At 74.8% G+C, this 26,936-nt stretch carries 20 protein-coding genes and 1 pseudogene; 9 read left to right on the forward strand and 12 right to left on the reverse strand.

What is annotated here, in order from left to right:
- Positions 1-5: 5 nt before the first annotated feature.
- From OG989_RS29550 to mraZ, 3 genes and pseudogenes are all read right to left on the reverse strand, one after another.
- On the reverse strand, positions 6-611 hold the full coding sequence (locus OG989_RS29550; protein WP_151457256.1) for a septum formation initiator family protein: 606 nt from the start codon (positions 609-611) through the stop codon (positions 6-8).
- Positions 601-1,714 (reverse strand): annotated as a pseudogene (gene rsmH / locus OG989_RS29555) (16S rRNA (cytosine(1402)-N(4))-methyltransferase RsmH). The gene OG989_RS29550 and the pseudogene rsmH overlap by 11 nt, the downstream one beginning before the upstream one ends.
- 205 nt (positions 1,715-1,919) lie before the next feature.
- On the reverse strand, positions 1,920-2,351 hold the full coding sequence (mraZ, locus tag OG989_RS29560) for a division/cell wall cluster transcriptional repressor MraZ (protein ID WP_132236289.1): 432 nt from the start codon (positions 2,349-2,351) through the stop codon (positions 1,920-1,922).
- A 355-nt stretch (positions 2,352-2,706) separates the two neighbouring features.
- On the opposite strand from mraZ, the gene OG989_RS29565 reads away from it, so the two are divergent.
- The 4 genes from OG989_RS29565 to OG989_RS29580 are packed head-to-tail and all read left to right on the forward strand — an operon-like array spanning position 2,707 to position 6,203.
- Positions 2,707-3,954, forward strand: a complete 1,248-nt coding sequence (locus tag OG989_RS29565; RefSeq protein ID WP_151457258.1) for a MurT ligase domain-containing protein — start codon at positions 2,707-2,709, stop codon at positions 3,952-3,954.
- Entirely contained in the window at positions 3,944-4,666 is a 723-nt protein-coding gene (locus OG989_RS29570) for a type 1 glutamine amidotransferase (protein WP_132236287.1), read from the forward strand. Before OG989_RS29565 ends, OG989_RS29570 begins: the two co-directional genes overlap by 11 nt.
- Positions 4,663-5,346, forward strand: a complete 684-nt coding sequence (locus OG989_RS29575) for a TVP38/TMEM64 family protein (RefSeq protein WP_327029130.1) — start codon at positions 4,663-4,665, stop codon at positions 5,344-5,346. Before OG989_RS29570 ends, OG989_RS29575 begins: the two co-directional genes overlap by 4 nt.
- A gap of 8 nt (positions 5,347-5,354) precedes the next feature.
- Positions 5,355-6,203, forward strand: coding sequence for a phosphotransferase (locus OG989_RS29580; protein WP_327029131.1), 849 nt, complete (start codon positions 5,355-5,357; stop codon positions 6,201-6,203).
- 28 nt (positions 6,204-6,231) lie between these two features.
- Here OG989_RS29580 and OG989_RS29585 read toward each other — a convergent pair whose 3' ends face one another.
- Both OG989_RS29585 and OG989_RS29590 read right to left on the reverse strand, forming a co-directional pair.
- Positions 6,232-6,888, reverse strand: coding sequence for a response regulator transcription factor (locus tag OG989_RS29585; protein WP_327029132.1), 657 nt, complete (start codon positions 6,886-6,888; stop codon positions 6,232-6,234).
- On the reverse strand, positions 6,885-8,159 hold the full coding sequence (locus OG989_RS29590; RefSeq protein WP_327029133.1) for a sensor histidine kinase: 1,275 nt from the start codon (positions 8,157-8,159) through the stop codon (positions 6,885-6,887). Before OG989_RS29590 ends, OG989_RS29585 begins: the two co-directional genes overlap by 4 nt.
- A 132-nt stretch (positions 8,160-8,291) precedes the next feature.
- On the opposite strand from OG989_RS29590, the gene OG989_RS29595 reads away from it, so the two are divergent.
- Together OG989_RS29595 and OG989_RS29600 are read left to right on the forward strand one after the other, a co-directional pair.
- Complete coding sequence (locus tag OG989_RS29595; RefSeq protein ID WP_442791893.1) at positions 8,292-9,206, forward strand: ATP-binding cassette domain-containing protein; 915 nt, start codon at positions 8,292-8,294, stop codon at positions 9,204-9,206.
- Positions 9,203-10,057, forward strand: coding sequence for an ABC transporter permease subunit (locus tag OG989_RS29600; RefSeq protein WP_327029135.1), 855 nt, complete (start codon positions 9,203-9,205; stop codon positions 10,055-10,057). Before OG989_RS29595 ends, OG989_RS29600 begins: the two co-directional genes overlap by 4 nt.
- A gap of 131 nt (positions 10,058-10,188) precedes the next feature.
- Here the strand turns inward: OG989_RS29600 and leuS are convergent, their stop codons facing one another.
- On the reverse strand, positions 10,189-13,023 hold the full coding sequence (leuS, locus tag OG989_RS29605) for a leucine--tRNA ligase (RefSeq protein ID WP_327029136.1): 2,835 nt from the start codon (positions 13,021-13,023) through the stop codon (positions 10,189-10,191).
- A gap of 581 nt (positions 13,024-13,604) precedes the next feature.
- Between leuS and OG989_RS29610 the strand changes: the two genes are divergently transcribed.
- Genes OG989_RS29610 through OG989_RS29620 form a run of 3 tightly spaced genes read left to right on the forward strand, consistent with a single transcriptional unit; the run spans position 13,605 to position 18,439 of the window.
- Positions 13,605-14,660 (forward strand): AAA family ATPase, encoded by a 1,056-nt coding sequence (locus OG989_RS29610; RefSeq protein ID WP_151455428.1) that lies wholly within the window; start codon positions 13,605-13,607, stop codon positions 14,658-14,660.
- A gap of 1 nt (position 14,661) precedes the next feature.
- Positions 14,662-15,960 (forward strand): DUF58 domain-containing protein, encoded by a 1,299-nt coding sequence (locus OG989_RS29615; protein ID WP_151455427.1) that lies wholly within the window; start codon positions 14,662-14,664, stop codon positions 15,958-15,960.
- Between the two features lie 16 nt (positions 15,961-15,976).
- Complete coding sequence (locus OG989_RS29620) at positions 15,977-18,439, forward strand: transglutaminase TgpA family protein (RefSeq protein ID WP_327029137.1); 2,463 nt, start codon at positions 15,977-15,979, stop codon at positions 18,437-18,439.
- A 356-nt stretch (positions 18,440-18,795) separates the two neighbouring features.
- Here OG989_RS29620 and OG989_RS29625 read toward each other — a convergent pair whose 3' ends face one another.
- The 6 genes from OG989_RS29625 to OG989_RS29650 all read right to left on the reverse strand — a co-directional run bounded on the left by OG989_RS29625 (position 18,796) and on the right by OG989_RS29650 (position 26,205).
- Positions 18,796-19,191, reverse strand: coding sequence for a DUF3040 domain-containing protein (locus OG989_RS29625; RefSeq protein ID WP_132236265.1), 396 nt, complete (start codon positions 19,189-19,191; stop codon positions 18,796-18,798).
- Positions 19,192-19,306: 115 nt separating this feature from the next.
- The gene (locus OG989_RS29630) at positions 19,307-20,566 is read right to left on the reverse strand and encodes a DNA polymerase IV (protein WP_151455425.1); all 1,260 of its coding nucleotides are present in this window, start codon (positions 20,564-20,566) and stop codon (positions 19,307-19,309) included.
- A gap of 51 nt (positions 20,567-20,617) precedes the next feature.
- Entirely contained in the window at positions 20,618-21,790 is a 1,173-nt protein-coding gene (locus tag OG989_RS29635; protein ID WP_327029138.1) for an alkaline phosphatase family protein, read from the reverse strand.
- Positions 21,787-22,551: a methyltransferase domain-containing protein gene (locus OG989_RS29640; protein WP_151455434.1), complete on the reverse strand. Its 765-nt coding sequence runs from the start codon at positions 22,549-22,551 to the stop codon at positions 21,787-21,789. The genes OG989_RS29635 and OG989_RS29640 overlap by 4 nt, the downstream gene beginning before the upstream one ends.
- 57 nt (positions 22,552-22,608) lie before the next feature.
- Positions 22,609-22,782, reverse strand: a complete 174-nt coding sequence (locus OG989_RS29645; protein WP_192581451.1) for a hypothetical protein — start codon at positions 22,780-22,782, stop codon at positions 22,609-22,611.
- Between the two features lie 99 nt (positions 22,783-22,881).
- Entirely contained in the window at positions 22,882-26,205 is a 3,324-nt protein-coding gene (locus OG989_RS29650) for an error-prone DNA polymerase (RefSeq protein WP_327031259.1), read from the reverse strand.
- Between the last annotated feature and the right edge of the window lie 731 nt (positions 26,206-26,936).

Here is a 26,936-nt window from a genome sequence, read left to right on the forward strand (position 1 = left end):
GGTCGTCAGCCTCCCGCGCCCTGCTGGCTGGTGATCGAGGGCTTGCCCCCGGCGGGCTGCGGCACGCCGATGACCTTGCCGTCGGGCAGCCGGATGTAGGCCGGCTCGCCCGCCTCCACCAGACCGAGCTGGCGGGCCCGGGCCTCCAGGTTGCCCGGGGCCTCCGCGTCGGCGATCTCCTTGTTGAGCTGCTGCTGCTCCACGTCGAGCTTGGCCTGCTGCTCCTGGAGCTTCTCCAGCCGGAAGGCGTTCTCGTTGATCTTCGTGTTGACCGCCAGGATGCCGAGCACCCCGCCGACCACCAGCACCAGCACCAGGGCGGCGAAGGGTGCCCGCGGCACCTTCACCGGCGGCGGCGGCGCCACCCGCAGCCGGGGCGGACGGGCCGTGCCGGCGCTGTCCCGCTCGGCCGGCCGCAGCGCGGCGCTGCCCTGGGTCGGGAACTCGCGCGCCCCCCGGGCGCGAGTCTCCCCCTGCCGGTTCGCGCGGTCCGCCCGCGGCGCGCCGGTCCCGATGCGCGTGGCCCGCTCCGCCGCGGTCCGGCCCCCCGACCGCGGTGCGCGCTGCCCGCCGCCGGCGATGTCCCGACGGTCGCGCTTGTCAATAGTCATGTCCCTCCCCCTCTTCGTCCGTCCCTGTCCCGTCCCCCGGGGTCCGTCAGATCCGTGTCGGATCCGGGAGACCCCGCCCCTGGTTGGTGCATCGCCTTGACCCGCCGGCGGTACCGTTCGCGGTCGGTGCCGCCCTGCTGTGCCGCGTCCGGGTCGAGTCGCTCCGCGGCCCGCAGCCGCACTGACGCGGCCCGCGGGTTCGCGGCGACCTCCGCCTCCCCGGGAAGTTCGGCGCCCCGGCTGAGGAGCCGGAACGTCGGACCGGACCCGGGCAGTTCGACCGGGAGGTCGACCGGGCCCTTGCTGCGGACCCGGTCGCTGAGCGCCGCCTTGGTGAGCCGGTCCTCCAGCGAGTGGTAGGACAGGACCACCATGCGGCCGCCCACGTTGAGCTTGTCGAGCGCGGCTGGCAGCGCCGTCTCCAGCGCTGCCAGTTCCTTGTTTACCTCGATCCGTAAAGCCTGAAACGTTCTCTTGGCCGGGTGTCCCCCGGTTCGTCGGGCGGGTGCCGGAATGGACTCCCTGACCAGTTCGGCCAGCCGCGCCGACGAGGTGATCCGGGCCCGCTCCCGCTCGCGGATGATCGCCGAGGCGATCCGGCCCGCGAACTTCTCCTCGCCGTAGACCCGCAGCACGCGGGCCAGGTCCGGATGGGCGTACGTGTTGACCACCTCCTCGGCGGTCACCCCCCGGGTCTGGTCCATCCGCATGTCCAGCGGGGCGTCCTGCGCGTAGGCGAACCCGCGGTCGGGTGCGTCGAGTTGCAGGGAGGAGACGCCCAGGTCGAACAGGATGCCGTCGATCGCCGGATAGCCCAGCCGACCGAGCACCTCCGGCAGCTCGTCGTAGACGGCGTGCTCCAGGTGGACGCGGTCGGCGAAGCGGGCCAGCCGGACGCGTGCGTGAGCGAGCGCCTCGGTGTCCCGGTCCAGCCCGATCAGCACCGTCTCCGGATGCGCCTCGAGCACCGCCTCGGCGTGCCCGGCCAGGCCCAGCGTCGCGTCGACGTGGACCGTCCGTCCGCCCCGGCCCAGCGCGGGGGCCAGCAACTCGAGACACCGCTCGAGCAGCACCGGCACGTGCGTGCCGCGTAGCTCCCCCATGTCGACCCCCACTGGTGTGAAACCTTCGTCCTTCACGCGTCTGTCGTCGGACGACGCCGTGCCGTCGTACCGCCAGATCCCCATCCGCTCTCGCCCCTCGGAGGCCGCGGCCCTCCGATCGGATCGTGCGCCTGGCACCGGGGAAGGGGTGCCAGGAACTCGAAAGCGGGTGGAGATCTCGCAGTACGTCGGGCGCCGTCACGCCCTACAGACCGCCGGGCAGCACCCCCTCCTCGATGTCGGCGAAGTCGTCTTCGCTCTCCGCGAGGTAGGTCTCCCAGGCAGCCTTGTCCCAGATCTCCACCCGGGTGCTCGCGCCGATCACGACCAGATCCCGGTCGAGGGCGGCGTAGTCCCGCAGGTGGGCCGGGATCGTCACCCGGCCCTGCTTGTCGGGAACCTCGTCGTGCGCGCTGGCGAAGAAGACCCGGCTGTAGGCTCGGGCCGCCTTGTTCGTCATCGGTTGCGCGCGCAACTGCTCCGCGATCCGCTGGAACTCGGGCATCGGGAAGGCGTAGAGGCAGCGATCCTGCCCTTTGGTTATCACGACACCCCCCGCCAGCTCGTCCCGGAACTTCGCCGGGAGGATCAACCGGCCTTTGTCGTCCAGGCGCGGGGTGTGGGTGCCGAGAAACATCGGCCCAACCCCCTCGCCCTTGAGCGGCGTTCGCGGCGCCGCTGACCCCCCGGGCCGGTGGGCCCTCCCGGCCTCACCACTGCGCCCCACTCTACTCCACTTCCCTCCACCCGCAACCAGAATCGCCCGCGTGGCGCGGCCTTTCGGCGCGCAAAACCGCACGTCAACGGGGGTGGAGCGGAGTGGAGGGCCGCGGGGTGCCCCGGGCCGGTCCGCTTTCCGACATAGATCGACTCCGTCCGGCTGAGCGCGTCCCGACCACCCCGCCGGACCACCCCGGCCGAACGGTTCGCCGTCGGCGGCGATCTGGCGGGGTCGCCGGTCCGGTAACCTCGCTCGGGTGACGGACGCGAAGATGCCCCTGCGGGCAAAGGTGGCAAGCTCGGTGTCGCGGACCGCCGCGGCGCTGTCGCGGGCCGCGGGGCGCGGTGACGGCTCGGTGATCGGCGGCTGGATCGGCCTGAAGATCGACCCGGACCTGCTGGCCCACCTGTCGGCTGGGCGCGCCATCGCCCTGATCTCCGGCACCAACGGCAAGACCACCACCACCCGGCTCACCGCGGCGGCGGTCGGGGTGCTCGGCCGCGTCGCCACCAACTCGTTCGGCGCCAACATGCCGACGGGGCACACCTCGGCGCTCGCCAAGGCCGGCAGCACGCCCTACGCGGTGCTGGAGGTGGACGAGCACTACCTCGCCCAGGTGCTGGACGCCACCGAGCCGCACGTGGTGGCGCTGCTCAACCTCTCCCGCGACCAGCTCGACCGGGCCAAGGAGGTCGCCATGATGGCGCAGCTCTGGCGCGCCGCGCTGGTCCGGCACACCAACGTCCGCGTCGTCGCCAACGCCGACGACCCGATGGTGGTCTGGGCCGCGACCCCGCCGCCCAACCACGACCACCGCATCGCCCCGCCGCAGGTCACCTGGTTCAGCGCCGGACAACGCTGGCACGACGACTCCTGGGTCTGCCCCGAGTGCGGCTCCACCATCCAGCGCTCCGGCGACCAGTGGTGGTGCAGCGGCTGCCCGCTGCGCCGTCCCGAGCCGCAGTGGACGGTGGAGGACGACGGCGTGCTCGACCCGACCGGTGCCTGGCACAAGGTCAAGCTCCAGCTCCCGGGCAAGGTCAACGTCGGCAACGCCGCGACCGCGCTGGCCGTCGCCGCCGAGTTCGGCGTCCGGCCCGTGGACGCGGTGCTCCAGCTCGGCAGCGTCACCTCCGTCGCGGGCCGCTACGCCCAGGTCGACCGGGACGGGCGCAACATCCGGCTGCTGCTGGCGAAGAACCCGGCCAGCTGGCTGGAGGCCTTCGACATGGCCGACGTCGCCCCGACGCTGCTCTCCATCAACGCCCGGGACCCCGACGGGCTGGACACCTCCTGGCTCTTCGACGTCGACTTCGCCCCGCTACGGGGCCGGCAGGTGCTGATCACCGGGGACCGCGCGTACGACCTCGCGGTCCGGCTCGAGGTCAACGACGTGCCCTTCCAGCATGTGCGGACGTTCGACGACGCCGTCCGGTCGGTGCCCCCGGGGCGCCTGGAGGTCATCGCGAACTACACCGCGTTCCAGGACATCCGAGCGGAGTTGGACCGTGTCAACTGAGAGCCTGCGCATCGTCTGGATCTACCCCGACCTGCTCTCCACCTACGGCGACCGTGGCAACGCCCTGATCCTCGCCCGCCGGGCGCGGCAGCGCGGCTTCCCGGTCGAGGTGCTGGAGGTGCGTTCCGACCAGCGCCTCCCCTCCACCGCCGACATCTACCTCATCGGCGGCGGCGAGGACGGCCCGCAGGCGCTCGGCGCGCAGCGGCTGCTCGCCGACGGCGGCCTGCACCGGGCGGTCGCCCAGGGCTCGGTCGTGTTCGGGGTCTGCGCCGGCTACCAGCTGCTCGGCACCTCCTTCTTCGCCAAGGGCACCCTCTGCGCCGGGCTGGAACTGCTCGACCTCTCCTCCGACCGGGGGCCGACCCGCGCCGTCGGCGAGCTGGCCGGCGAGATCGACCCGCGGCTGGGCGTGCCGGCGCTGACCGGGTTCGAGAACCACGGCGGGCGCACCCACCTCGGCCCGGGGGTCTCCCCGCTGGCCCGGGTCACCGCCGGGGTCGGCAACGACGGCGCCACCGAGGGGGCGTGGCGGGGCAAGCTGCTCGGCACGTATTCGCACGGCCCGGCCCTCGCCCGCAATCCCGCCCTGGCGGACCTCCTGCTGCGCTGGGCCACCGGCGCGCACCAGCTCCCGCCGCTCGACGACACCTGGTCGGACCGGCTGCGCGCCGAGCGCCGCACCGCGGTGGCCGCCGCCGCCCGGGCATGATCCCGGCCGTCCGGCGGCTGCTGCGGCAGCCGTCGGCCGTCCGGTTCGCCCTGCTGCTGCTCCTGCTCGCCTCCTTCGGGGCGGTGCTGCTCGTCGTCGACCTGCCCGAGGCGCGGGAACTGCCCGGGCTGGCCGACCGGCTGGGCGGCCTCGCCCCCGTGGCGGCGGTCCTCGGCGGGGCTCTGCTGCTGGTCGCGCTGGTCCCCCGGACCTTCATCACGCTCGCCTCGGGCGCGATCTTCGGTGCGCTGGAGGGCGCCGCGTACGCGCTGGGCGCCGCCCTGCTCGCGGCGGCGCTGGGCTTCACGGTCGGCCGCCTGCTCGGGCGGGACTTCGTCGCCGAGCGGGTACGCGGCCGGCTGGCCCGGTTGGACGGCTGGTTCGCCCGCCAGAGCGTCCTCGGCGTGATCACCGTACGGCTGCTGCCGATCGCCGGCTTCGGGCTGGTCAGCTACGGCTACGGCACCACCGGCGCCCGGGTGCTGCCGTTCCTCGCCGGCAGCGTGATCGCCTCCGCGCCCACCGCGTTCGGCTACGCGGCGGTGGGCGCGACGGTCACCTCCCCGGGCGACGTCAACTGGTTCGGCGTCGCGCCGGCCGCGCTCGGCCTGATCGCCAGCGTCGTGCTGATCCACCGCTGGTGGCGCGCCGAGCGGCAGCGCCGGCTCGGGCCGAGCTGAGGCCGGCGGTGCGCGGCGGATCGCCCGGAGCGGGCGGGGCCACGGGGCCGGAACACGAGGGGCGGCAGCCGGCCGGCGCCACCGGTCGCGTCGACCCGATCGCCGCCGAGGAGCGGCTGCGGGGCGGCTTCATCGCCGAGGTGGTCCGGGTCGGCGACACCGTCCGGCGTACGCCGCCGGAGAACGCCGAGTTCGTCGCCGCGCTGCTGCGACACCTGGAGCGGGTGGGCGCGGACGTCGCGCCCCGCCACCTCGGCATGGACGAGCGGGGTCGGCAGGTGCTCAGCCACGTCGACGGCCGGGTGCCGTGGCGGGACAGGGAGGATCCGGCGTACTTCGCCGACCCGGCGCTGACCCGGCTGGCCGAGCTGCTCCGGCGGCTGCACGACGCCTGCGCGGGCAGCCCGCTGGCCGCCGACGCCGAGACGGTCTGCCACCGCGACCTGTCCCCCAAGAACACGGTGTACCGGGACGCTCCCGCCGGCCCGCTGCCCGTGGCGCTGATCGACTGGGACCTGGCCGCGCCCGGCCGGCGGGTCGAGGACGTCGCCTTCGCCGCCTGGCACTGGGCGGCGGTGGGGCCGGCAGCCGACCCGGTGGAGCTGGGCCGGCGCGCCCGGCTGCTCTGCGACTCCTACGAGGCGGCCGGCCCGGGGTCGCCCGCGCTGCCCCGCGCCGAACTGGTCGACGTGATGCTCGCCCAGATCGACGGCACCTGGCGCGGGATCGCGGCCGGCGCGGAGCGGGGCGATCCGACCATGTGCCGGCTCCGCGACGCGGGGATCGCCGACACGGTGCGCCGCTGGTACGGCTGGCTGGGCGAGCACCGCCCGGTGGTCGCGGCCGCGCTGCGCTGAGCGCCCCGAGCGCGTCCGGTCGCGTGCCTCATCCCGCCGGGGAGACCAGCCCGGCCTCGTAGGCGGCGATGACGAGGTGCACCCGGTCGCGGGCGCCCAGCTTGCTGAACAGCCGGGCCACGTGCGCCTTGGCGGTGGCCGCGCTGATCACCAGCTCGGCGGCGATCTCGCCGTTGGACAGGCCCCGGCCGACGAGCGTCAGCACCTCGCGCTCCCGCTCGGTGACGCCGTCGAGGGCCCGGGTCGGGGCGGTGGGGGTCGGCCGGCGGGCGAACTCGGCGATGAGCCGGCGGGTGACCCCGGGGGCGATCAGCGCGTCCCCGGCGGCGACCACCCGGACCGCGCCGAGGATGTCGTCCAGTGCCATGTCCTTGACCAGGAACCCGCTCGCGCCGGCGCGCAACGCGGCGTGCACGTGCTCGTCGTCGTCGAAGGTGGTGAGCACGAGGACGCGGGTGGCGCCGCCGTGCGCGGTGATCGCGCGGGTGGCCTGGATGCCGTCCATGCCGGGCATCCGCAGGTCCATCAGCACCACGTCCGGCACGACCTCGCGGGCCAGCCGCACCGCCTCGGCCCCCGTACCCGCCTCGCCGACGACGTCGATGTCGGGGGCGTCGGCGATGAGCACCCGCAGGCCGGCGCGGACCAGTGGCTGGTCGTCGACGAGCAGCACCCGGACGCTCACCGGTCCCCCGCCCCGGTCTGCGCCCCGGCCGACTCCGTCGCCACGTGTGCTGCCGGTGCTGCCGGTGCTGCCGGCGCTGCGGGGGGTGCCGGCGCTGCGGGGGGTGCCGGTAGCCACGCCGCCACCCGGAAGCCGCCCTCGGGGCGGGGCCCGGCGTGGAACCGGCCTTCCAGCAGAGCGACCCGTTCGCGCATGCCGAGGATTCCGTGCCCCTCACCGCCGACCCGGGCGCCCCGGCCCTCGTCGACGATCTCCACGGCCACCTCGTCGGGGCCGTGCTCGGCGGTGACCCGGCACCGGTCGGTGCCCGCGTGCCGTACCACGTTGGTGAGCGCCTCCTGCACGATCCGGAACGCGGCGAGGTCGACCTCGGCCGGGACGGGCCGCCGCTCGCCGACGCGCCGCAGGTCCACCCGCACCCCCGCGTCGGCGGCAGCCGCGACCAGTCGGTCGAGGTCGTCCAGCCCCGGCGTCGGGTCCAGCGACGCCGACTCCGACTGCGGGCGGCGCAGCGCGCCGAGCGTACGCCGCAGGCCGGCCAGGGTGTCGCGGCTGGTCGCCTCGATGGTGGCGAGCGCGGCGCGGGCCTGGGCCGGTTGGGTGTCGATGACCCGGGCGCCCACGCCGGCCTGGATGGCGATCACCCCGATGCTGTGCGCGACCATGTCGTGCAGCTCGCGGGCGATGCGCAGCCGCTCGGCGGTGACCGCCTCGGCGGCGGTGTGCGCCCGGACGGCCGCGGCGTAGCCGCGCCGGGCCTGGACCGAGTTGCCGACCGTCCACGCGGTGACGACCGCCAGCACGGCGAGCGTGGCCCGGTTGATGGGGTCGCTGGCCGGGTTCACGAAGCCGGCGGTGATCTGCACGACGAGCACCGCGACGGCCACCGGCACCGAGACGCGGCGCGACCGGTGCGCCGCGATCAGCCCCACCACCAGGTCGATGGCCAGGAACTGCGCGTACCAGATGTCGGTCAGGTAGCCGCCCTCCGGAACGTTGACGGCTGCGGTGACCACGCACGCCGCGACGACCATCAGGGCCAGGGCGAGCACCGGGCGGCGGCGCAGCAGGCCGGCGGGCGGGACCACGGCCAGCAACGGCACCAGGTAGCGCTCGGAGAACCACCAGTCGCCGAACCCCACGCCGCCCCGGCTCGACGCGACGGCCGGGGCGAGCAGCACGGTGACGGGCAGCAGCGCGACGCCGACCCAGGGCAGGACCGCCCGCGCCAGCGACGCGGCGCGGCGTGGCAGCGGCACGGTGGCGTCCATGCGCACACGGTAGACAGCCCGTCGCCGCCCGCGCATCGGCCCACGGGCGTACGCCCCGGGGCGGGTCACCGGCCGCCGGGTGTGGCCGCCGGGGCGACGCCCCGCCGGCCGCCGCCCGGCAGCGTGGGGCAGGTGATCGAACTTCAGTCCCTGACGAGACGGTACGGCCGCACGACGGCCGTCGACGACCTCACCCTGACCGTGCGCCCCGGCCACGTGACAGGGTTCCTCGGCCCCAACGGGGCCGGCAAGTCCACCACGCTGCGGATGATCATCGGGCTCACCGCGCCGACCAGCGGCACCGTCACCGTGGACGGGGTCCGCTTCGCCGCCCGGCCACGCGGGCTGCGCCACGCCGGCGCGCTGCTCGACGCCGGGGACGTGCACGGCGGGCGCAGCGCCGTCGCGCACCTGTCGGCCCTGGCCCGCAGCAACGGCATCGCGCGCGCCCGGGTCGACGAGGTGCTCCGGGAGGTGGGGCTGTCGGCCGTCGCCCGGCGGCGCATCGGCGGCTTCTCGCTCGGCATGCGGCAGCGGCTCGGGATCGCCGCCGCGCTGCTCGGGGACCCGCCCGTCCTGCTCTTCGACGAGCCGTTCAACGGTCTCGACCCGGAGGGGGTGCGCTGGGTACGGGACCTGTTCCGGCGGCTGGCGGCCGAGGGGCGCACGGTCTTCGTCTCCAGCCATCTGATGAGCGAGATGCAGAACTGCGTGGACCGGCTCGTGGTGATCGGCCGGGGCCGGCTGATCGCCGAGCAGGGCCTCGCCGAGTTCGCCGCCGGGAACACCCGGGCCGACGTGACCGTCCGTACGCCCGACCCGGCGACGCTGTCCGCCGTGCTCACCGCCGAGGGCGCGCACGTCCGCCCGGACGACGCCGGGGTGCTCGTCGTGACCGGCCTGACGGCCGCGCGGATCGGCGACCTCGCGCTCGCCCACCGCGTCGGGCTGCACGAACTGACCGCCCGCACCGCCTCACTGGAGGAGGCCTTCATGGCACTCACCGCCGACAGCGTCGAGTATCTCGCCGGGGAGGGGACCCGATGACCGCCGTGACCGCGCCGACCCGCCGACCGACCAATACCGACGTCCCGGCCCGGTTCCGCGACCTGCTGGCCGCCGAGTGGATCAAGCTGTGGTCGCTGCGCTCGACCCGCTGGACGCTGCCGCTGGTCTTCCTGTTCGTGGTCGGGGTCAGCGTCAACGCCAGCCTCGCCGACCACCGGAACTGGCCGACGTACCCGCAGGAGCGCCGGGAGATGTTCCGCATGTACGGGCCGGTGCGCGACGCCTTCCCCGAGGCCGGCTACCTGCTGCTGATCCTCGCCTCGGCCACCATCGGCGCACTGACCATCGTCGGCGAGCACCAGAGCGGGCTGATCCGGGCCACGTTCGCCGCCGTCCCCGCCCGCCGCGCGCTGGTCGCGGCGAAGGCCGCCGTGCTGGCCGGGGTCATGCTCGTCTTCGGCACGGTCACCGCGACGACGTCGTTCTGGGTGTCCCAGGCGATCCTCGCCGACCGGGACGCCGGCTGGTCGATCGGCGAGCCGGGGGTGCTGCGCGCGGTCGTGGCGAGCGCCGCGCTCGTGCCGGTGTGCGCGCTGGTCGGGATGGGTCTGGGCGCGCTCACCCGGCACGCCGCCGGTGCGGTGGCCGGCGCGACGGCGGTGCTCGTGCTGGTGCCGATGACGGTGGACAGCGACGAGCACCGGTGGATCGCCGAGGCGTACAACGCCCTGCCCCTCGCCGCCTGGCTACGACTGCTCGAGGTGCATCCCGACGTCGTCAACCTGGACCCGTACCCGGCCACCGTCACCGGCTCCTGGCTGACCCTGGCCGCCTGGTCCGCGGCCGCCACCCTGGCGGCGATCACGCTGACCCACCGCCGCGACCCCTGACCCGGCCCGCCCCAGCGCGCGGCCCGGCCCGACCTGGCGCGTCGATCATGCAGTCGTGGTGCCCGGCTAATCCCGCCCCGGGGACCTTGTCCCCCACCACAACTGCATGATCGACCGCGCACGGCGCGGCGTCAGGCCACCACGGAGACCATGCGGCCCTTGATGACGATGACCTTGCGGGGTTCCTTGCCGGCCAGCGAGGACGCGACCGCCTCCAGGGCCGCCGCGCGGACGGTCTCCTCGGACGCGTCGGCGGGGACCTCGACGCGGCCCCGCACCTTGCCGTTGATCTGCACCGGGTAGGTCACCGTCTCGGCCACCAGCAGCGCGGGGTCGGCGGTCGGGAAGTCCGCGTACGTCAGGGAGGTGTCGTGCCCCAGCCGGCGCCACAGCTCCTCGGCGACGTGCGGGGCGAACGGTGCCAGCATCAGCACCAGCGGCTCGGCCACCTCGCGCGGGGTCTCCGCCAGCCGGGTCAGCCCGTTGGTCAGCTCGATCAGCTTGGCGATCGCCGTGTTGAACCGGATCGCCTCCATGTCGCCGCGGACCCCGTCGACCACCTTGTGCAGCAGCCGCCGGGTCGCCTCGTCGGCGGGCGCGTCGGTGACCCGCAGCGCGCCGGTCTGCTCGTCGACGACCGCCCGCCAGACCCGCTGCAGGAACCGGTACGACCCGACGACCGCCCGGGTCTCCCACGGACGGGAAACCTCCAGCGGGCCCATCGACATCTCGTAGACGCGGAACGTGTCCGCCCCGTACGCGGCACACATCTCGTCCGGCGTGACCACGTTCCTCAGGGACTTGCCCATCTTGCCGTACTCGCGGTTGACCTGGGTGTCGCCCAGGTAGAAGCCGCCCTCGCGCTCGGTGACCTCCTCGGCCGGCACGTAGGCGCCCCGGGCGTCGGTGTAGGCGTACGCCTGGATGTAGCCCTGGTTGAACAGCTTGCGGAACGGCTCGAACGACGAGACGTGCCCCAGGTCGTACAGCACCTTGTGCCAGAACCGCGCGTACAGCAGGTGCAGCACGGCGTGCTCGGCGCCGCCGACGTACAGGTCGGTGCCACCGCAGTCGCCCTCGCCGCGCGGCCCCATCCAGTACGCCTCGTTCTCCGCGTCGACGAAGCGCTCGGAGTTCGTCGGGTCCAGGTAGCGCAGCTCGTACCAGCACGAGCCGGCCCACTGCGGCATCACGTTGGTCTCGCGGGTGTAGCGCTTCGGGCCGTCGCCCAGGTCCAGCTCCACCTCGACCCAGTCGCGCCGGCGCGACAGCGGGGTCTCCGGGTTGCTGCCGGCGTCCTCGGGGTCGAACGTGCGCGGCGAGAAGTCGTCCACCTCGGGCAGCTCGACCGGCAGCATCTCCTCCGGCAGGGCGATGGCCGCGCCGGTCTCGTCGTACACGATGGGGAACGGCTCGCCCCAGTAACGCTGCCGGGAGAACAGCCAGTCGCGCAGCCGGTAGGTCACCGCGCCCGTGCCGTGGCCGTTGGCCTCCAGCCACTCGATGATCCGGGCCTTCGCCTCGGTCACCCCCAGGCCGTTCAGGTCCAGGCCGCGCTCGGGCGCGGCGCTGTTGACCGCCGGGCCGTCCCCGGTGTACGCCTTGCCGTCGAAGCCCTCCGAGGGCTGCACGGTACGCACGATCGGCAGGTCGAAGACCTCGGCGAACGCCCAGTCCCGCTCGTCCTGGCCGGGCACCGCCATGATCGCACCGGTGCCGTAGCCGGCCAGCACGTAGTCGGCGACGAACACCGGGACCTGACCGCCGGTGACGGGGTTGGTGGCGTACGCCCCGACGAAGACGCCGGTCTTCTCCTTCGTGTCGGCCTGCCGCTCGACGTCGGTCTTGGCCGCCGCCGCCTTGCGGTACGCCTCCACGGCCGCGCGCGGGTTGGCGTGCCCGCCGGTCCACGCGTCCTTCGTCCCCTCGGGCCAGGCCGCCGGCGCCAGCGCGTCGACCAGCTCGTGCTCGGGGGCCAGCACCATGTAGGTGGCGCCGAAGACGGTGTCCGGCCGGGTCGTGAACACCCGGATCGGCGCGACGGCGGTCGGGAAGTCGATGTGCGCGCCCGTGGAGCGGCCGATCCAGTTGCGCTGCATCAGCTTGATCGGCTCGGGCCAGTCCAGCGTGTCCAGGTCGTCCAGCAGCCGGTCGCCGTACGCGGTGATCCGCATCATCCACTGCTTCAGGTTGCGCTTGAAGACCGGGAAGTTGCCGCGCTCGGAGCGGCCGTCGGCGGTGACCTCCTCGTTGGCCAGCACGGTGCCCAGCCCCGGGCACCAGTTGACCGGCGCCTGCGAGACGTACGCCAGCCGGTGGTCGTCGACGACGGCCCGGCGCTCGGCGACGGACAGCTCCGCCCACGGCCGCCCGTCGGGCGTGGGCCGGTTGCCGCCCTCGAACTCGGCGATCAGCTCGGCGATCGGGCGGGCCCGCTTCGCCCCGGTGTCGTACCAGGAGTTGAAGACCTGCAGGAAGATCCACTGCGTCCACCGGTAGAACTCGGTGTCGATGGTGGCCACCGAGCGGCGCTCGTCGTGGGCCAGGCCCAGCCGGCGCAGCTGCGCCTTGTAGCGCTCGATGTTGGCCACGGTCGTGGTCCGCGGGTGGGTGCCGGTCTGCACCGCGTACTGCTCGGCGGGCAGGCCGAACGCGTCGAAGCCCATGGCGTGCAACACGTTGCGCCCCGCCATCCGCTGGTAGCGGGCGAAGCAGTCGGTGCCGATGTAGCCCAGGGGGTGGCCGACGTGCAGGCCCGCGCCCGACGGGTACGGGAACATGTCCAGGACGTACAGCTTCTCCGCCCCGGCGCGCGGATGACCGGGGTCGGCCAGCGGGCCGGTCGGGTTCGGGGCGTGGAACGTCCCCTCCCGCGCCCAGGCGTCCTGCCAGCGCTGTTCGATCTCCTCGGCCAGGGCCGCGGTGTACCGGAACGGGGGAATGTCGGCCGGTGCTGCCTCACTCATGGCGTCTCCTCGCTTCGCTCGTCGCCGCCGGCCACGCCACGGCCGGGCTGGGTGCTGACCTCGCTCGGCGCGGTCATGTCGGTCTGGCTCGGGTCTGTCCGCCGCCGGCGCCGCGCCGCCCGAGGGCCGGCGCCGGTGCCGGGTGCCGATCGCCGGGGCGTCCGGCGGAGGGCACAAAAAAGCCCCTCGCGCAGGAGGGGCCGCCGTGCTGTCGCGCGTCAGCGCATCAGCACGGCCCGGTAAGAAGCAGGAAGAATCCGGCCATGCCCGGGAGTGTACCCCGCCGTCCGGTCCCGCACGTCGCCCGCCGCCACGGGTCGGGACGGCGACACCGGACGTACGCGCCGCGGCAGCCCTTTGTGATCATCAACGGCACCGAGAGCGACGGTCCGATCCCCCGACCCGGCGAATGTTCGGTGCGTAACCGACCGTCTACCTGCGGGGGTCGGCGACGGCGACAAACATGGTTAGCCTGAGAGACCAGTGAGATTTCTGCGGCAGACGAGGCTCGGCGTCGCGAACCCTACGGCGGGTCCAGCTGCTCTATACAGAGCTGCCGTCCGGCGACGAGGAGGAGGCCCGTGACACAACAGACCAGGGACGAGGTGGGCGGCGTGTTGCCGCACGACGAGTTCCGTGCCGCCAGCGAAGCCATCGTGTCGAACATCGAGCAGGTCATCGAGGGCAAGACCGCCACCGTGCGGCTCGCCCTGGCCGTCCTGCTCGCCGAGGGCCACCTGCTCATCGAGGACGTGCCCGGGGTCGGCAAGACCAAGCTCGCCAAGGCCATGGCCCGGTCGATCGACTGCTCCGTGCGCCGCATCCAGTTCACCCCCGACCTGCTGCCCAGCGACGTCACGGGGGTCAGCGTCTACAACCAGGAGACGCACGACTTCGAGTTCCGCCCCGGTGCGGTCTTCGCCAACCTGGTCGTCGGCGACGAGATCAACCGCGCCTCGCCGAAGACGCAGTCGGCGCTGCTGGAGTGCATGGAGGAGCGCCAGGTCACCGTCGACGGCGTCACCTACCACCTCCAGACGCCGTTCATGGTCGTCGCGACCCAGAACCCGATCGAGATGGAGGGCACCTATCCCCTCCCCGAGGCACAGCGCGACCGGTTCACCGCCCGCATCGCGATGGGCTACCCGGACCCGAGCGCCGAGCTGGCGATGCTCGACGGGCACGGCGCGACGGACCCGCTGGACGAGCTGCGTCCGGTCGCCGACGCCAACACCGTGCGGCAGCTGATCGGCCACGTCCGGCAGGTGCACGTCGCCGACGCCGTCAAGCAGTACGCGATCGACCTGGTCACCGCCACCCGCGAGGCCGCCGACCTGCGGCTGGGCGCCTCCCCGCGGGCGACCCTCCAGCTCCTGCGCACCGCCCGCGCGGTGGCCGCCCTGGAGGGGCGCGACTACGTCCTGCCCGACGACCTCCAGGTGCTGGCCGTGCCGGTGCTCGCGCACCGAATCATCCCCACCGCCGACGCCCAGCTCGCCCGGCGTACGACCGACGCGATCGTCTCCGAGCTGGTGCACCGGCTGCCGCTGCCGCACGACCGCGGGCGCTCCCCGTACGACACCCGCCCCACGGGCGAGGGCAACGGCCGAGCCACGTACGAGCCGCGGAGGCGGTGACGTGCGCGACGGGCTGCGCGGGCTGACCACCCGCGGCCGTTCGTTCCTGGCGGCCGCGGTCGCGGCGGCGGTCTCGGCCGGCATCCTCGGCGAGAAGGACCTGCTCCGGGTGGCCGTGCTGCTGGCCATCCTGCCGCTGCTCGCCGCGGCCTACGTCGGGCGCAGCCGCTACAAGCTGGCCTGCAACCGGTCGCTGGACCCGCACCGGGTGCCCGTCGGGGCCAGCTCCCGGGTGGTGCTGCGGTTGCAGAACATGTCCCGCCTGCCCACCGGCACCCTGCTGCTGGAGGACCGGCTGCCGTACGCGCTGGGCAGCCGGCCCCGGGTGGTGCTGGAGCGGCTCGGCGCCCACCAGGCCAGCTCGGTGGCCTACACGGTGCGCGCCGACGTGCGTGGCCGCTACGAGGTGGGCCCGCTGGTGGTCCGGATGACCGACCCGTTCGGGTTGTGCGAGCTGAGCCGCGCCTTCCCGAGCACCGATCATCTGACCGTCATTCCACAGGTCACGCCGCTGCCCTCGGTGCGCCTGCCCGGCGAGTACGCCGGCAGCGGCGACAGCCGGGCCCGCTCGGTGGCGGTGCACGGCGAGGACGACGCCGCCACCCGGGAGTACCGGATGGGCGACGACCTGCGCCGGGTGCACTGGAAGTCCACCGCCCGCACCGGCGAGCTGATGGTGCGCCGGGAGGAGCAACCCTGGGAGAGCCGGGCCACCGTCGTGCTGGACACCCGCGCGTACGGCCACCGCGGCGACGGGCCGACGGCCTCCTTCGAGTGGGCGGTCTCCGCCGCGGCCAGCATCGCGGTGCACCTGCGGCAGGCCGGCTACAAGCTGCGTCTGGTCACGGGTTCCGGCGCGGACGTGGACGCGTCCGAGGCGGCCGGCGACGGGGTGCTCCTCGACCACCTCGCCGAGGTCCGGCTCGACAAGAACGGTGAGCTCACCACCCTGGTGCAGCGGGTCCGGCAACGGGCGGACGGCGGCCTGATCATCGGCCTCTTCGGCTCGGTGAGCACGGCCGAGGCCGAGCTGCTGGCCGGGCTGCGGGGCAACGGCGCGACCTGCGTCGGTTTCCTGCTCGACAGCTCCACCTGGCTGAACCTGCCCGCCAAGGCGCGGGCCGAGGCCGACCACGCCCACGGCGCCGCCGCGCTGGCCATGTTGCAGAGCGGCTGGCGGGTCATCGGCGTCGACCACGGCACGCAGTTGCCCGCGCTGTGGCCGCAGGCGGCCCGCGGCTCGCAGGGCTTCGCGCTGCGGGCGGCCATGGCCGAGACGGTGGCCGGCGGCATGCGATGAACGGAAGGGTCCCCTCATGATCGCCCACCGGAACCTGGGCTTCGTGGCCGCCGCGGCGACGCTGCTCGCCGCCGCGCCGCTGTCGGCCATCTTCGAACGCTGGACGTGGCTGATCCAGGCGACGATCGCGGTGGCCGTGGTCGCCGCCGTGGCCGCGCTCGCCCGGCTGGCGCGGGTTCCGCTCTGGGGCCAGGCGCTGGGCATGCTGGCCGGCCTGACGCTCGCCCTGACCTGGCTCTTCCCCGGCGGCACCGAACTGCTGGGCATCGTGCCCACCCCGTCGACCTTCACGCACTTCGGCGAGCTGCTCGACGGCTCGCTGGAGGACATGCGCTCGTACGGCGTCAAGGTCCCCGACACCGACCCGCTGCTGTTCGTCACGGTGCTCGGGATCGGCGGGGTGGCCGTGGTGGTCGACGTGCTCACCGTCGGGCTGCGCCGGCCGGCGCTGGCCGGCCTGCCGATGCTGGCGATCTACTCGGTGCCCGTCGCGGTCTACGTGGACAGCGTCCCGGCGGTGCCGTTCGTCGTCGGCGCCGCCGGGTTCCTCTGGCTGCTGGTGACCGACAACGTCGACCGGGTCCGCCGGTTCGGCCGGCGGTTCACCGGCGACGGGCGGGACGTCGACGTCTGGGAGGCCTCGCCGCTGGCCGCCGCCGGCCGGCGGCTGGCGGCGGTGGGTGTGGCCCTGGCCGTGGTGCTGCCGCTGGCCGTGCCGGGGATGACGGGCGGGCTGCTGGACACGCTGGGCGGTTCGGGCAACGGCAACGGCAACGGGCGCTCCGGGCAGGGCGGCACCGGCCGGATCGACCTGTTCGCGGCGTTGAGCGGGCAGCTCAACCAGTCCGAGGTCGCCGATCTGGTCAAGGTCACCACGAACGAGCCCCGCCCCTTCTACCTGCGCTTCGGCGTGGCCGACAAGCTCACGCCGAGCGGCTTCCGTGAGGGCACCCCCACGGGCCGGCCCGTCGACGACCTGCCGGCGCCGTCCGCGCGGGGCGCCGAGCAGCGGACGTACCAGGCCACGGTCGAGGTGACGAAGACCCTCAACATGCCGCTGCTGCCGGTCTACACCGAACCGGTGCGCTCCGAGGGCCTCAACGGCAACTGGGCGTACGACCCCAGCCTCCAGGTGGTCTTCTCCCACCGGGACAACTCTCGCGACAAGCGCTACTCGTTCGAGTACGTGCGCTCGACCTACACGCCGGCGGCCCTGCGCCGGTCGTCGCCGTTGCCGGCCGACCACGCCGTGCGGCGCCTGCATCCCGCGCCGCCGCCGGTGCCCGAGGTCGAGGAGCTGGTCTCCACCCTGGTACGGGGCAAGGACACCGAGTACGACAAGGTCCGTGCGATCTACGACCACTTCTCCGCGGACAACGGCTTCACCTACTCGCTCAGCACCAAGGGCGGCACCAGCGGGCGGGAGATCGTCGACTTCCTCGACAACAAGGTCGGCTTCTGCCAGCAGTACGCCGCCGCGATGACGTGGCTGGTCCGGGCTGCCGGCGTCCCGGCGCGGGTGGCGTTCGGCTTCGCCAACGGCAGCAACTCCGGCGACGGCACGTACACGTTGACCAACCGGAACCTGCACGCCTGGACGGAGGTCTACTTCAACGAGATCGGTTGGGTGCCCTTCGACCCGACCCCGGCGTACGGCGTGCAGGGCTCGACCCGGTCGGCCTGGGCGCCGGACATCGACGCCCCGGAGGCGGAGACGCCGACCGCAGGCCCGACGAGTGCCCCCGGCGACGTCGACCCGTCGGCCGGCCCGGCGGGGCCGGAGGGCCCCGAGGAGGACATCGACTCCGGCCTGGCCCTCGACGGCACGGCCCCGACCGACCAGGCTCCGGTCTGGCCCTGGTACGCCGCCGCGGCGGTGCTGGCCCTGCTCGCTCTGCTCGCCCTGCCGGCGCTGCGCCGCACGGCACTGCGCCGCAAGCGCAGCGGCCCGGCGAAACCCGCCGCGGCGGCGGTGCGCCCCGGGGCCACCGACGACGCGCCCGTCGACGGGCGACGCATGGTGGTGGTGGCGGACGCGGAGCGGGCGCGGGCGGACGCGCACGCCGCCTGGGACGAACTGCTGGACACGCTTGTGGACTACCGGGTCCGGGTGGACCGGACGGAGACCCCCCGGGCGACCGCCGACCGGCTGTCCCGGGAGGCGCTCACGGCCGACGCGGGGGCGACCACGGCGGTACGCCTGCTCGGCCGCGCCGAGGAACGCGCCCGCTACGCCCGCGATCCGCTGACCGGCGAGCAGCTCCTGCCGGCCCTGCGCACCGTACGCGCCGCGCTGGCCGCACAGACCGACCGGCGTACCCGCCTGGTGGCGGCGGTGCTGCCGCCGTCGGTGCTGCTGCGCTGGCGCACCGGCACGGCCGAGGCGTCGTCCCGGCTGGTGGCGGCGGGCGGTCGGGCCCGGCACCGGTTGCTGCGCTGGAACCCGCGTCGCCTGGTGGCCGGCCGCATGGCCCGCTGACCGACGGACGAACGGGCCGGTAGGGGCACCCGCCCCCGCCGGCCCGTCGCGTTCGCGGGGCTCCCGTCGCGGCACGGGCCTCGGTCGGCGAGCGTTCCAGGTTCTCCAGGTTCGCTATGCCGGGTGCCGGGCCGTCACGGCTCGATACCCCCGGGGGTCGGGCCGTCGGGCCGCCAGCCGACGGCCGTCAGGCCGACCGGCGTCACGGCCGTCAGGGCCGACGGGGCCGGCCGAATGCCGGACATCGGGAGATGCGGAGGATGCACGCCCCGGGGCGTGCGGAATCGTCGGTGGCCGCCGGGCGTCCCGGCGGCCGAACTTTTGTCCGCGCGGCCCGCCTCAGGGGCGGGCCGGGCTCAGCGGTGCCCCTCCGGGCGCTGCCGCCACCGGTCCTCCATCCGGTCCAGGATCGAGGGCCGACGACCCGACCGGCCGCGGGGGCGACGACGACTCGTCGTCCCGCCCACGACGTGCAGGTCCGGTGACTGCCCCCGACGGTGCGACTGCACCGCGAACGCGGCCGAGGCCAGCATGACGACGAAACCCGCCACTGCCAGCGGCGGAAGCTTGATCACCGCGCCATAGACCAACAGGGCCAGCCCAGCGATGATCACGCCGGCAGCGACGAGCAGGCGACGCCGCGCGTGGAAGCGCGGATCGCTGGCGCGCACGGCCGAGGCGAATTTGGGGTCCTCGGCAAGCGACCGCTCGATCTGCTCGAACAGCCGCTGCTCGTGCTCCGAGAGCGGCACGGCACTCCTCCCCGGTCACGTTGGTCGGCCCGGTCGGGCCGACAGACCGTGGCAGCCAACCGGCTGCTTACCCGCAAGTCTACGAGGGCCCTCGCGCGTCGGAAAGCGGGACGACCTACGGCCGGGGTGGATTTTCATTTCGTCGCCCCTCGCGGACCCCGAGCAGACTGGCCGGACCTATGACGGACCGCCCGAAACGGGCAGCGGCGGCGTCGGCTGCGGCCTCCGCCTCCCGCCAGCCCCGCTCGGGCGCACCGAGGGTGAGCTGCCGCGGGGTCTCCCGCGCGGCGGCGAGCCCCTCGACCCGTACGCCGACCAGACGGACCGGCTCAACCGGGTCGAGCGCGGTGTAGAGCGCCCAGACGGTGTCGAAGATCTCCCTGGCGACGTCGGTCGGCACGCCCGTCGTGCGGGAGCGGCTGACGGTGCGGAAATCGGTCAGCCGCACCTTGAGCGACACGGTGCGCCCGACCTGCCCGGCCCGGCGCAGCCGGATGCCGACCTTCTCGGCGAGGGCGAGCAGCGCCCGGCGGATCTCCAGCGGGTCGGTGACGTCCACGTCGAAGGTCACCTCGGCACCGATCGACTTCTCCGCCTGCTCGGGGCTGACCCGGCGCTGGTCGCGCCCCCAGGCCAGCTCGTGCAGGTGGGCGGCGGACGCGTCGCCGAGCGCCTTGCGCAGCATGCCGACCGGGGCCTCGGCGAGATCGCCGATCGTGGCCAGGCCCAGCCGCCGCAGCGTCTCGGTGGACCGCTCCCCCACGCCCCACAGCGCCGACACCGGCAGCGGGTGCAGGAACTCGAGCACCCGGGTGGCCGGGACGACGAGCAGGCCGTCGGGCTTGGCGCGGGTCGAGCCGAGCTTGGCCACGAACTTGCTCGGCGCGACGCCGACGGAACAGCTCAGCCCCTGCTCCCCCGCGACCCGCTCGCGGATGCGCCGGGCGATGGCGGCCGGCGGGCCGAAGAGCCGCCGGGCGCCGGCCACGTCGAGGAACGCCTCGTCCAGGGAGAGCGGCTCGACCAGGGGGGTGACGTCCCGGAAGATCTGCATCACCGCGGCGGAGGCCGCCGAGTACTGCGTGAAGTCCGGCGGCAGGTAGACCGCGTGCGGGCAGAGCGCCCGGGCCCGGGCGGTGGGCATGGCGCTGCGTACGCCGTAGCGCCGGGCCTCGTAGCTGGCGGAGCTCACCACCCCGCGCGGGCCGGTCCCGCCGACCACGACGGGCCGACCGCGCAGCTCCGGCCGGCGACGGACCTCGACCGAGGCGAAGAAGGCGTCCATGTCGACGTGCAGGATCGGGCAGCCGGAATCGTCGGCGTCCGGCCCGAACCGGGGATCGCCACCCCGGGGCAACGACTGGCTGCGGCCCATCCCCGCAGGCTAGCCCGGACCTGCGACATCCCCGCCCGGCGGGCCGGCGCGTCAGCCGCGTACGACCAGCAGCGGGATCGCCATCTCGGCCGCAGTGTCCGCCCCGTGGTACGCCACCAGCCGGGAGACCGCCGGCGGCTCGGAGCGGGAGGCGGTCACCGCGTACGTGCCGTTGCAGATCACCACCACGTCGCCGATGCGCGCCAGGTGTTCCTCCGCCACCGGACCGAACCAGCCGGCGGCCACCACCTCGTCGCGGGTACGCACCCGGGCCGCGTCGCCGAGCACCGCCGACCAGGAGGCCACCACGTCGTCCACGGCGCCGGGGGTGACGTGCAGGTAGCGGACCCGCGGCTCCCCGGCGACCACCTCCAGCCCGGCGCGCAGCCGGGGGTCGGTGTCCAGGTCGAAGCGGTCTTCGGCCGGCACGTCGAGCTGGCCGTGGTCGGCGGTGACCAGCAGCGCGGCGTCGGGCGGCAGCCCGTCGACGAGCCGGGCCAGCAGCCGGTCCACCTCGGCGGCGGCGATCCGCCAGGGCGCCGAGTCGACACCGCTGAGGTGGCCGTGCCGGTCCAGGTCGGGGTGGTAGCCGGAGACCAGGGTGGGCCCCGGCCCGGCGGCCAGGGCGGCGAGCATCCGTTCGGCGAGCGCGTCGACGCCGGTCGCGCCGCGGTAGTCGCCGCCCCGGTTGGCGGCCAGCGTCAGCCCGCTGCCGCCGAACTCCGGCCGGCTCACCACGGTCACCGCGACCCCGGCGACCCGGGCCCGCTCCAGCTGGGTACGCACCGGCTGCCAGCGCAGCGGCGCCGGATCGGCCGCCCACTCGATGTGGTTGAGCACCCGGTCGGTCCCCGGCACCCGCACCGTGAACCCGAGCACGCCGTGCGCGCCGGGCGCGGCGCCGGTGCCCAGCGTCACCAGGCTGGTCGGCGTGGTCGACGGGAAGCCGGAGGTCAGCTGCCGCCCGACGGTGGCGGCGAGCCCCACCAGGGTCGGCGCGTACGGGGCGGCGGTCGGGATCTGGTGCCAGCCGAGGCCGTCGACGAGCAGCACCGCGATCCGGCGTACCCCGGGCAGCGCGGCCCGCAGCCCGAGCGGGTCGGTGGCGCCGGGCACGTCGAGAACGGCGAGCGCGGACGGCAGGACGTCGGCGAGGCTGGCGTCGCCGTAGCGCGGCCCGACGATCTCCAGCGTGGGCCCGGGCGGGCGGGGCGGGTCGGTCACGGGCGGCGGGCGAACAGGTGCAGCTGGGCGGCGAGGTCCCGCCAGGGCGCCCGCGCGGCGAGCGCCCGCTCCAACTCGACCAGGGCGGCGGGCTGGCCGTCGGCGACGGCGGCGGGGAGCAGGTCGGCGAGCACGCGTACGCCGTGGATCTGCTCGACCGCGAGCCCGGCGGCGGTGAGCAGCGCGGCGGCGCCGTCGGCGTCGTAGCGCCGGCGCAGGGTGTCCCGGGTGCCGGCGGTGCCGGCCGGATCGGCGGCCAGCGCGGCGGCGACGTCCAGGTGCCCGTTCATGGCCCGGCCGAGCACGGCGGCGGCCCGGCCGGCGACGAGCACGCTCGCGGCGCCGCCCGGCCGCAGCGCGGCGGCCAACGCCGCCACCACCGCCGCGGGATCGTCGACGACCTCCAGCACGGCGTGGCAGAGCACCAGGTCGGCGCTGCCCGGCTCGACCAGGCCGGCGAGCGCGTCGCCGTCGCCCTGCACGGCGCGGACCCGCTCGGCCACGCCGGCCTCCGCGGCCCGGCGGGTCAGTGCGGCGAGCGCGTCGGGACTGGCGTCGACCACGGTGACCCGGTGCCCGGCCTGGGCCAGCGGCACGGCGAAGCCGCCCGTGCCGCCGCCGACGTCGAGCACGGTCAGCGCGGTGCCGGCGCGGCGCTCCAGCTCGGCGCGCAGCACCGACCAGATCACGGCGGTACGGGGGGTCAGCGGCGGCCCGGCGAGCCGGCCTGGGGTCTGCTCCACCCGGTCGAGCCTAGTCACCCGGTCCAGCCGCACCGCGCCGCACCTGTGGCGGCCCGGCCTGCTCCGGGTGGGAGATCAGGACTCGCCGGCTGCGGCGTCGTCCTCGGCCCGCGACCGCAGGGCGTTGGCCACCGGGCCCTCGACGATCTCGTACTCGCGCGGCTCCGTGTGGTGGCTCGGGGTCCAACCGGCGCCGAGCCGGGTCCGCCGGGAGTTCGCCACCCCACCGCTACGGTCGTTGTTTCCCATGATCGTTCGTCCCCCTCGTGCTCGCGCGGGCCACTCTGCCCACGCGAGCTGGAGTGTCCCTCCATCCGGCGCGGAAAACCGTAATGTGGATCACTGCCGTCAGCGGAAGTCGCGCGAGGGCGGACTGACCGGGGGCTCGATGGCGTCCAGCCGGTCGGCGGTGAGGTTGATCACTCCCTCGTGCCGCTGCAACCGCCCCCGCACCACCAGGGCGGCGCTCGTGCGGGCCACCCGCCGGTAGCGCTGCCACAGGCCCGGGGAGCAGGTGACGTTGAGCATCCCCGTCTCGTCCTCCAGGTTGAGGAAGGTGACCCCGCCGGCGGTCGCGGGCCGCTGCCGGTGGGTGACGATCCCGCCGACCCGGATGCGCCGCCCCGGCTCCACCCGACCGAGCCGGGCGATCGGCACCGCACCGAGCGCGTCGAGCCGGGGGCGGATGAAGCTCGCCGGGTGGCTCTCCGGCGACAACCCGGTCGCCCAGACGTCGGCGACCAGCCGTTCCACCGCCTCCATCCCGGGCAGGGTGGGCGCGGTCGCGCCGGTCACCGTGCCCGGCAGCCGGCCCGGCCGGTCCTGGGCCGCCGCGCCGGCGGCCCAGAGGGCCTGCCGCCGGGACAGCCCGAAACAGGCGAAGGCGTCCGCGGTGGCCAACGCCTCCAGCTGCGCGGCGGTGAGACCCACGCGCCGGGCCAGGTCCGGCATGTCGCGGTACGGCCCGCGCGCCGCCCGCTCCGCCTCGATCCGCTCGGCCACCCCGTCGCCGAGGGTACGCACGCCGGAGAGCCCGAGCCGGACGGCGGGCCCGTCCAGCCCCCAGGCGTGCGGCGGCTCCCCCGGCGCGCTGCCCCACCGGGTCCGCGGGGTGGACTCCAGCACCGCCAGCGCGCCGCTGGCGTTGATGTCCGGCCGACGCACCTCCACCCCGTGCCGGCGGGCGTCGTCGACAAGCGTCTGCGGCGAGTAGAAGCCCATCGGCTGGGCGTTGAGCAGCGCGGCCAGGAACGGCCCCGGGTGGTAGCGCTTGAGCCAGGAGCTGGCGTAGACCAGGTAGGCGAAGCTCATCGCGTGGCTCTCCGGGAAGCCGTAGCTGGCGAACGCGGAGAGCTTGTGGAAGACGTCGTCGGCCAGCTCGCCGGTGATGCCCCGCTCGGCCATGCCCGCGTAGAGCCGGTCGGCGATGCGGGCCATCCGCTCGGCGGAGCGCTTGGCGCCCATCGCCCGGCGCAGCTGGTCGGCCCCCGCCGCGTCGAAGCCGGCCAGGTCGATGGCGAGCTGCATCAACTGCTCCTGGAACAGCGGTACGCCGAGGGTCTTCTCCAGCGCGTTGCGCATCAGCGGGTGCGGGTAGGTCACCGGCTCCTGGCCGTTCTTGCGCCGGATGTACGGGTGCACCGAGCCGCCCTGGATCGGGCCGGGCCGGATCAGCGCCACCTCGACCACCAGGTCGTAGAACTCGCGGGGCTTCAGCCGGGGCAGGGTGGCCATCTGCGCGCGGCTCTCCACCTGGAACACCCCGACCGAGTCGGCCCGGCAGAGCATGTCGTAGACCTCGGGATCGTCCAGCGTCATGTCCCCGAGGTCCAGGCTCATCCCGATCATGTCGTAGCCGTAGTGCAGCGCGGAGAGCATGCCGAGCCCGAGCAGGTCGAACTTGACCAGGCCGACGGCGGCGCAGTCGTCCTTGTCCCACTGGAGCACGCTGCGGCCCGGCATCCGCCCCCACTCCACCGGACACACCTCGATCACCGGCCGGTCGCAGATCACCATGCCGCCGGAGTGGATGCCCAGGTGCCGGGGAAACGTCTGCAACTCGTTGGCGTACGCGACCACCTGCTCGGGGATGTCCGCCACGTCGACCGGGGCCACGGAGCCCCAGCGGTCGATCTGCTTGCTCCAGGCGTCCTGTTGGCCGGGCGAGAACCCGAACGCCTTGGCCACGTCCCGCACCGCCGAGCGGGGCCGGTAGGAGATGACGTTGGCCACCTGCGCGGCGTGCTCCCGGCCGTACCGGGCGTAGACGTGCTGGATCACCTCCTCCCGGCGGTCGGACTCGATGTCGACGTCGATGTCCGGCGGGCCGTCGCGCTCCGGGGCGAGGAAGCGCTCGAAGAGCAGCCGGTGCCGGACGGCGTCCACGTTGGTGATCCGCAGCGCGTAGCAGACCGCCGAGTTGGCCGCCGAGCCCCGCCCCTGGCAGTAGATGTCCTGCTCGCGGCAGAACGTGACGATGTCGTAGACCACCAGGAAGTAGCCGGGGAAGCCCAGCTCCTCGATCATGTTCAGCTCGTGGTCGAGCTGCGCGTACGCCCTGGGGTGCGCCTCGGGCGGGCCGTAGCGCTCGCGGGCGCCGGCGTGGGTCAGGTGGCGCAGCCAGCTCATCTCGGTGTGCCCGGGCGGCACCGGGTACGCCGGCAGCCGCGGCGCGACGAGCTGGAGGTCGAAGGCGAGTTCGGCCCCGAACTCGGCGGCCCGGGCCACCGCACCCGGGTACGCGGCGAACCGGGCCGCCATCTCGGCGCCGCCGCGCAGGTGGGCGGTGCCGGCCGCGGGCAGCCAGCCGTCGATCTCGTCCAGGCTGCGCCGGGCCCGAACGGCCGCGACGGTGGTGGCCAGCCGCCGCCGGCCCGGGGTGGCGTAGTGCACGTTGTTGGTGGCCACCGTGGGCAGGCCGGCCGCCGCCGCCAGCTCGGCGAGCGCGTCGTTGCGGTCGGCGTCCACCGGGTGCCCGTGGTCGGTCAGCTCCACCGCCACCGTCTCCGCACCGAACAGGGCGGTCAGCCGGTCCAGCTCGCGGGCCGCCGCGTCCACCCCCTCGGTGAGCAGCGCCGACGGCACGTGCCCCTTGCGGCAGCCGGTGAGCACCAGCACGTGGTCGCGCAACTCGGCGGCGATCTCCTCCAGCTCGCCGTAGACCGGGCGGCCCTTCTCCCCGCCGCGCAGCTGGGCGCGGGCGATGGTCGAGGCGAGCCGGGCGTACCCCTCGTGGCCGTGGGCGAGCAGCAGCAGGTGCCGCCCGAGCGGGTCGGGCTCGCCGTTCTGCGGGCCGGGCAGGCCCAGGGAGAGTTCGGCGCCGAAGATCGTCGGCAGGTGCAGCGCGCGGGCCGCCTCGGCGAAGCGCACCACCCCGTAGAAGCCGTCATGGTCGGTGACGGCGAGCGCGGTGAGGCCCAGCCGGGCCGCCTCCTCGGCCAGTTCCTCCGGGTGGCTGGCACCGTCGAGGAAACTGAAGTTGGTGTGCGCGTGCAACTCGGCGTACGGCACCGCGTCGTCGGGGCGGGCCACCTCGGGCGGCTGGTAGTGCTCCCGCTTGCGGCTCCAGGCGGGAGAGTCGCCGCCGTCGGCGTCCACGGCCAACGGGTCGACCACGTGCAGGTGCCGCTCGTCGCGCACCCGGCTGCCCTCCCCGACCCGCCCCTCCCCCAGCCCGCCCGCACCCCCTCGTTCCGCCTCCGACCGGCCCGTACCCGCTCGGCCCGTACCCGTCCGCCCCGCACCCGACCGACCCGCACCCGACCGACCCGCACCTGGCCGATCCTCGTTCGTCGCCCCCGCAGCCACGCCCGGCCGCCCCGCACCCGCACCCGCACCCGCACCCGCACCCGACCGATCCTCGCCCGACGCCCCCGCGCCCGGCCGGCCCACACCCGTCCCGCCCGCACCCGGCCGACCCGCGCCCGCACCAGATCGTTCCTCGCCCGAGGCCCCCGCGCCCGCGCCCGGCCGACCCGCGCCCGGCCGACCCGCGCCCGTCCCGCCCGCACCCGGCCGACCCGCGCCCGTCCCGCCCGCACCCGGCCGACCCGCGCCCGATCGGCCGGTGCCGGATTCCCGACCGGAGAGCACACGCTCCAACTCCGACCAGGGCAGCTTCGGGTTGTGGAAGCTCATCAGAGCCCCTCCGGGCGGGCAGCCGAAGAGATCTTGGCGAGTTTGAGCCCCTGGAGGGGCCGAAACTCACCAAGATCCGAGAGCCTGCGTCCGGCGGTCCCGTCAACGGGGCAACTCGACAGCGTCGGCGGGACGGCTGGCGAAGCCTCACGCTGGCCGAACCGACCCTCCGGCAGGGCATCGGACCGGCCGGGCCGAGCCGCCGGCAGGGGCTCAACACGCCCGGACCGAGCCGCCAGCAAGACTCCACCCCTGCCGAGCTGAGC

This window comes from Micromonospora sp. NBC_01740, from assembly GCF_035920365.1.
GTDB classification, from domain to species: domain Bacteria; phylum Actinomycetota; class Actinomycetes; order Mycobacteriales; family Micromonosporaceae; genus Micromonospora; species Micromonospora reichwaldensis.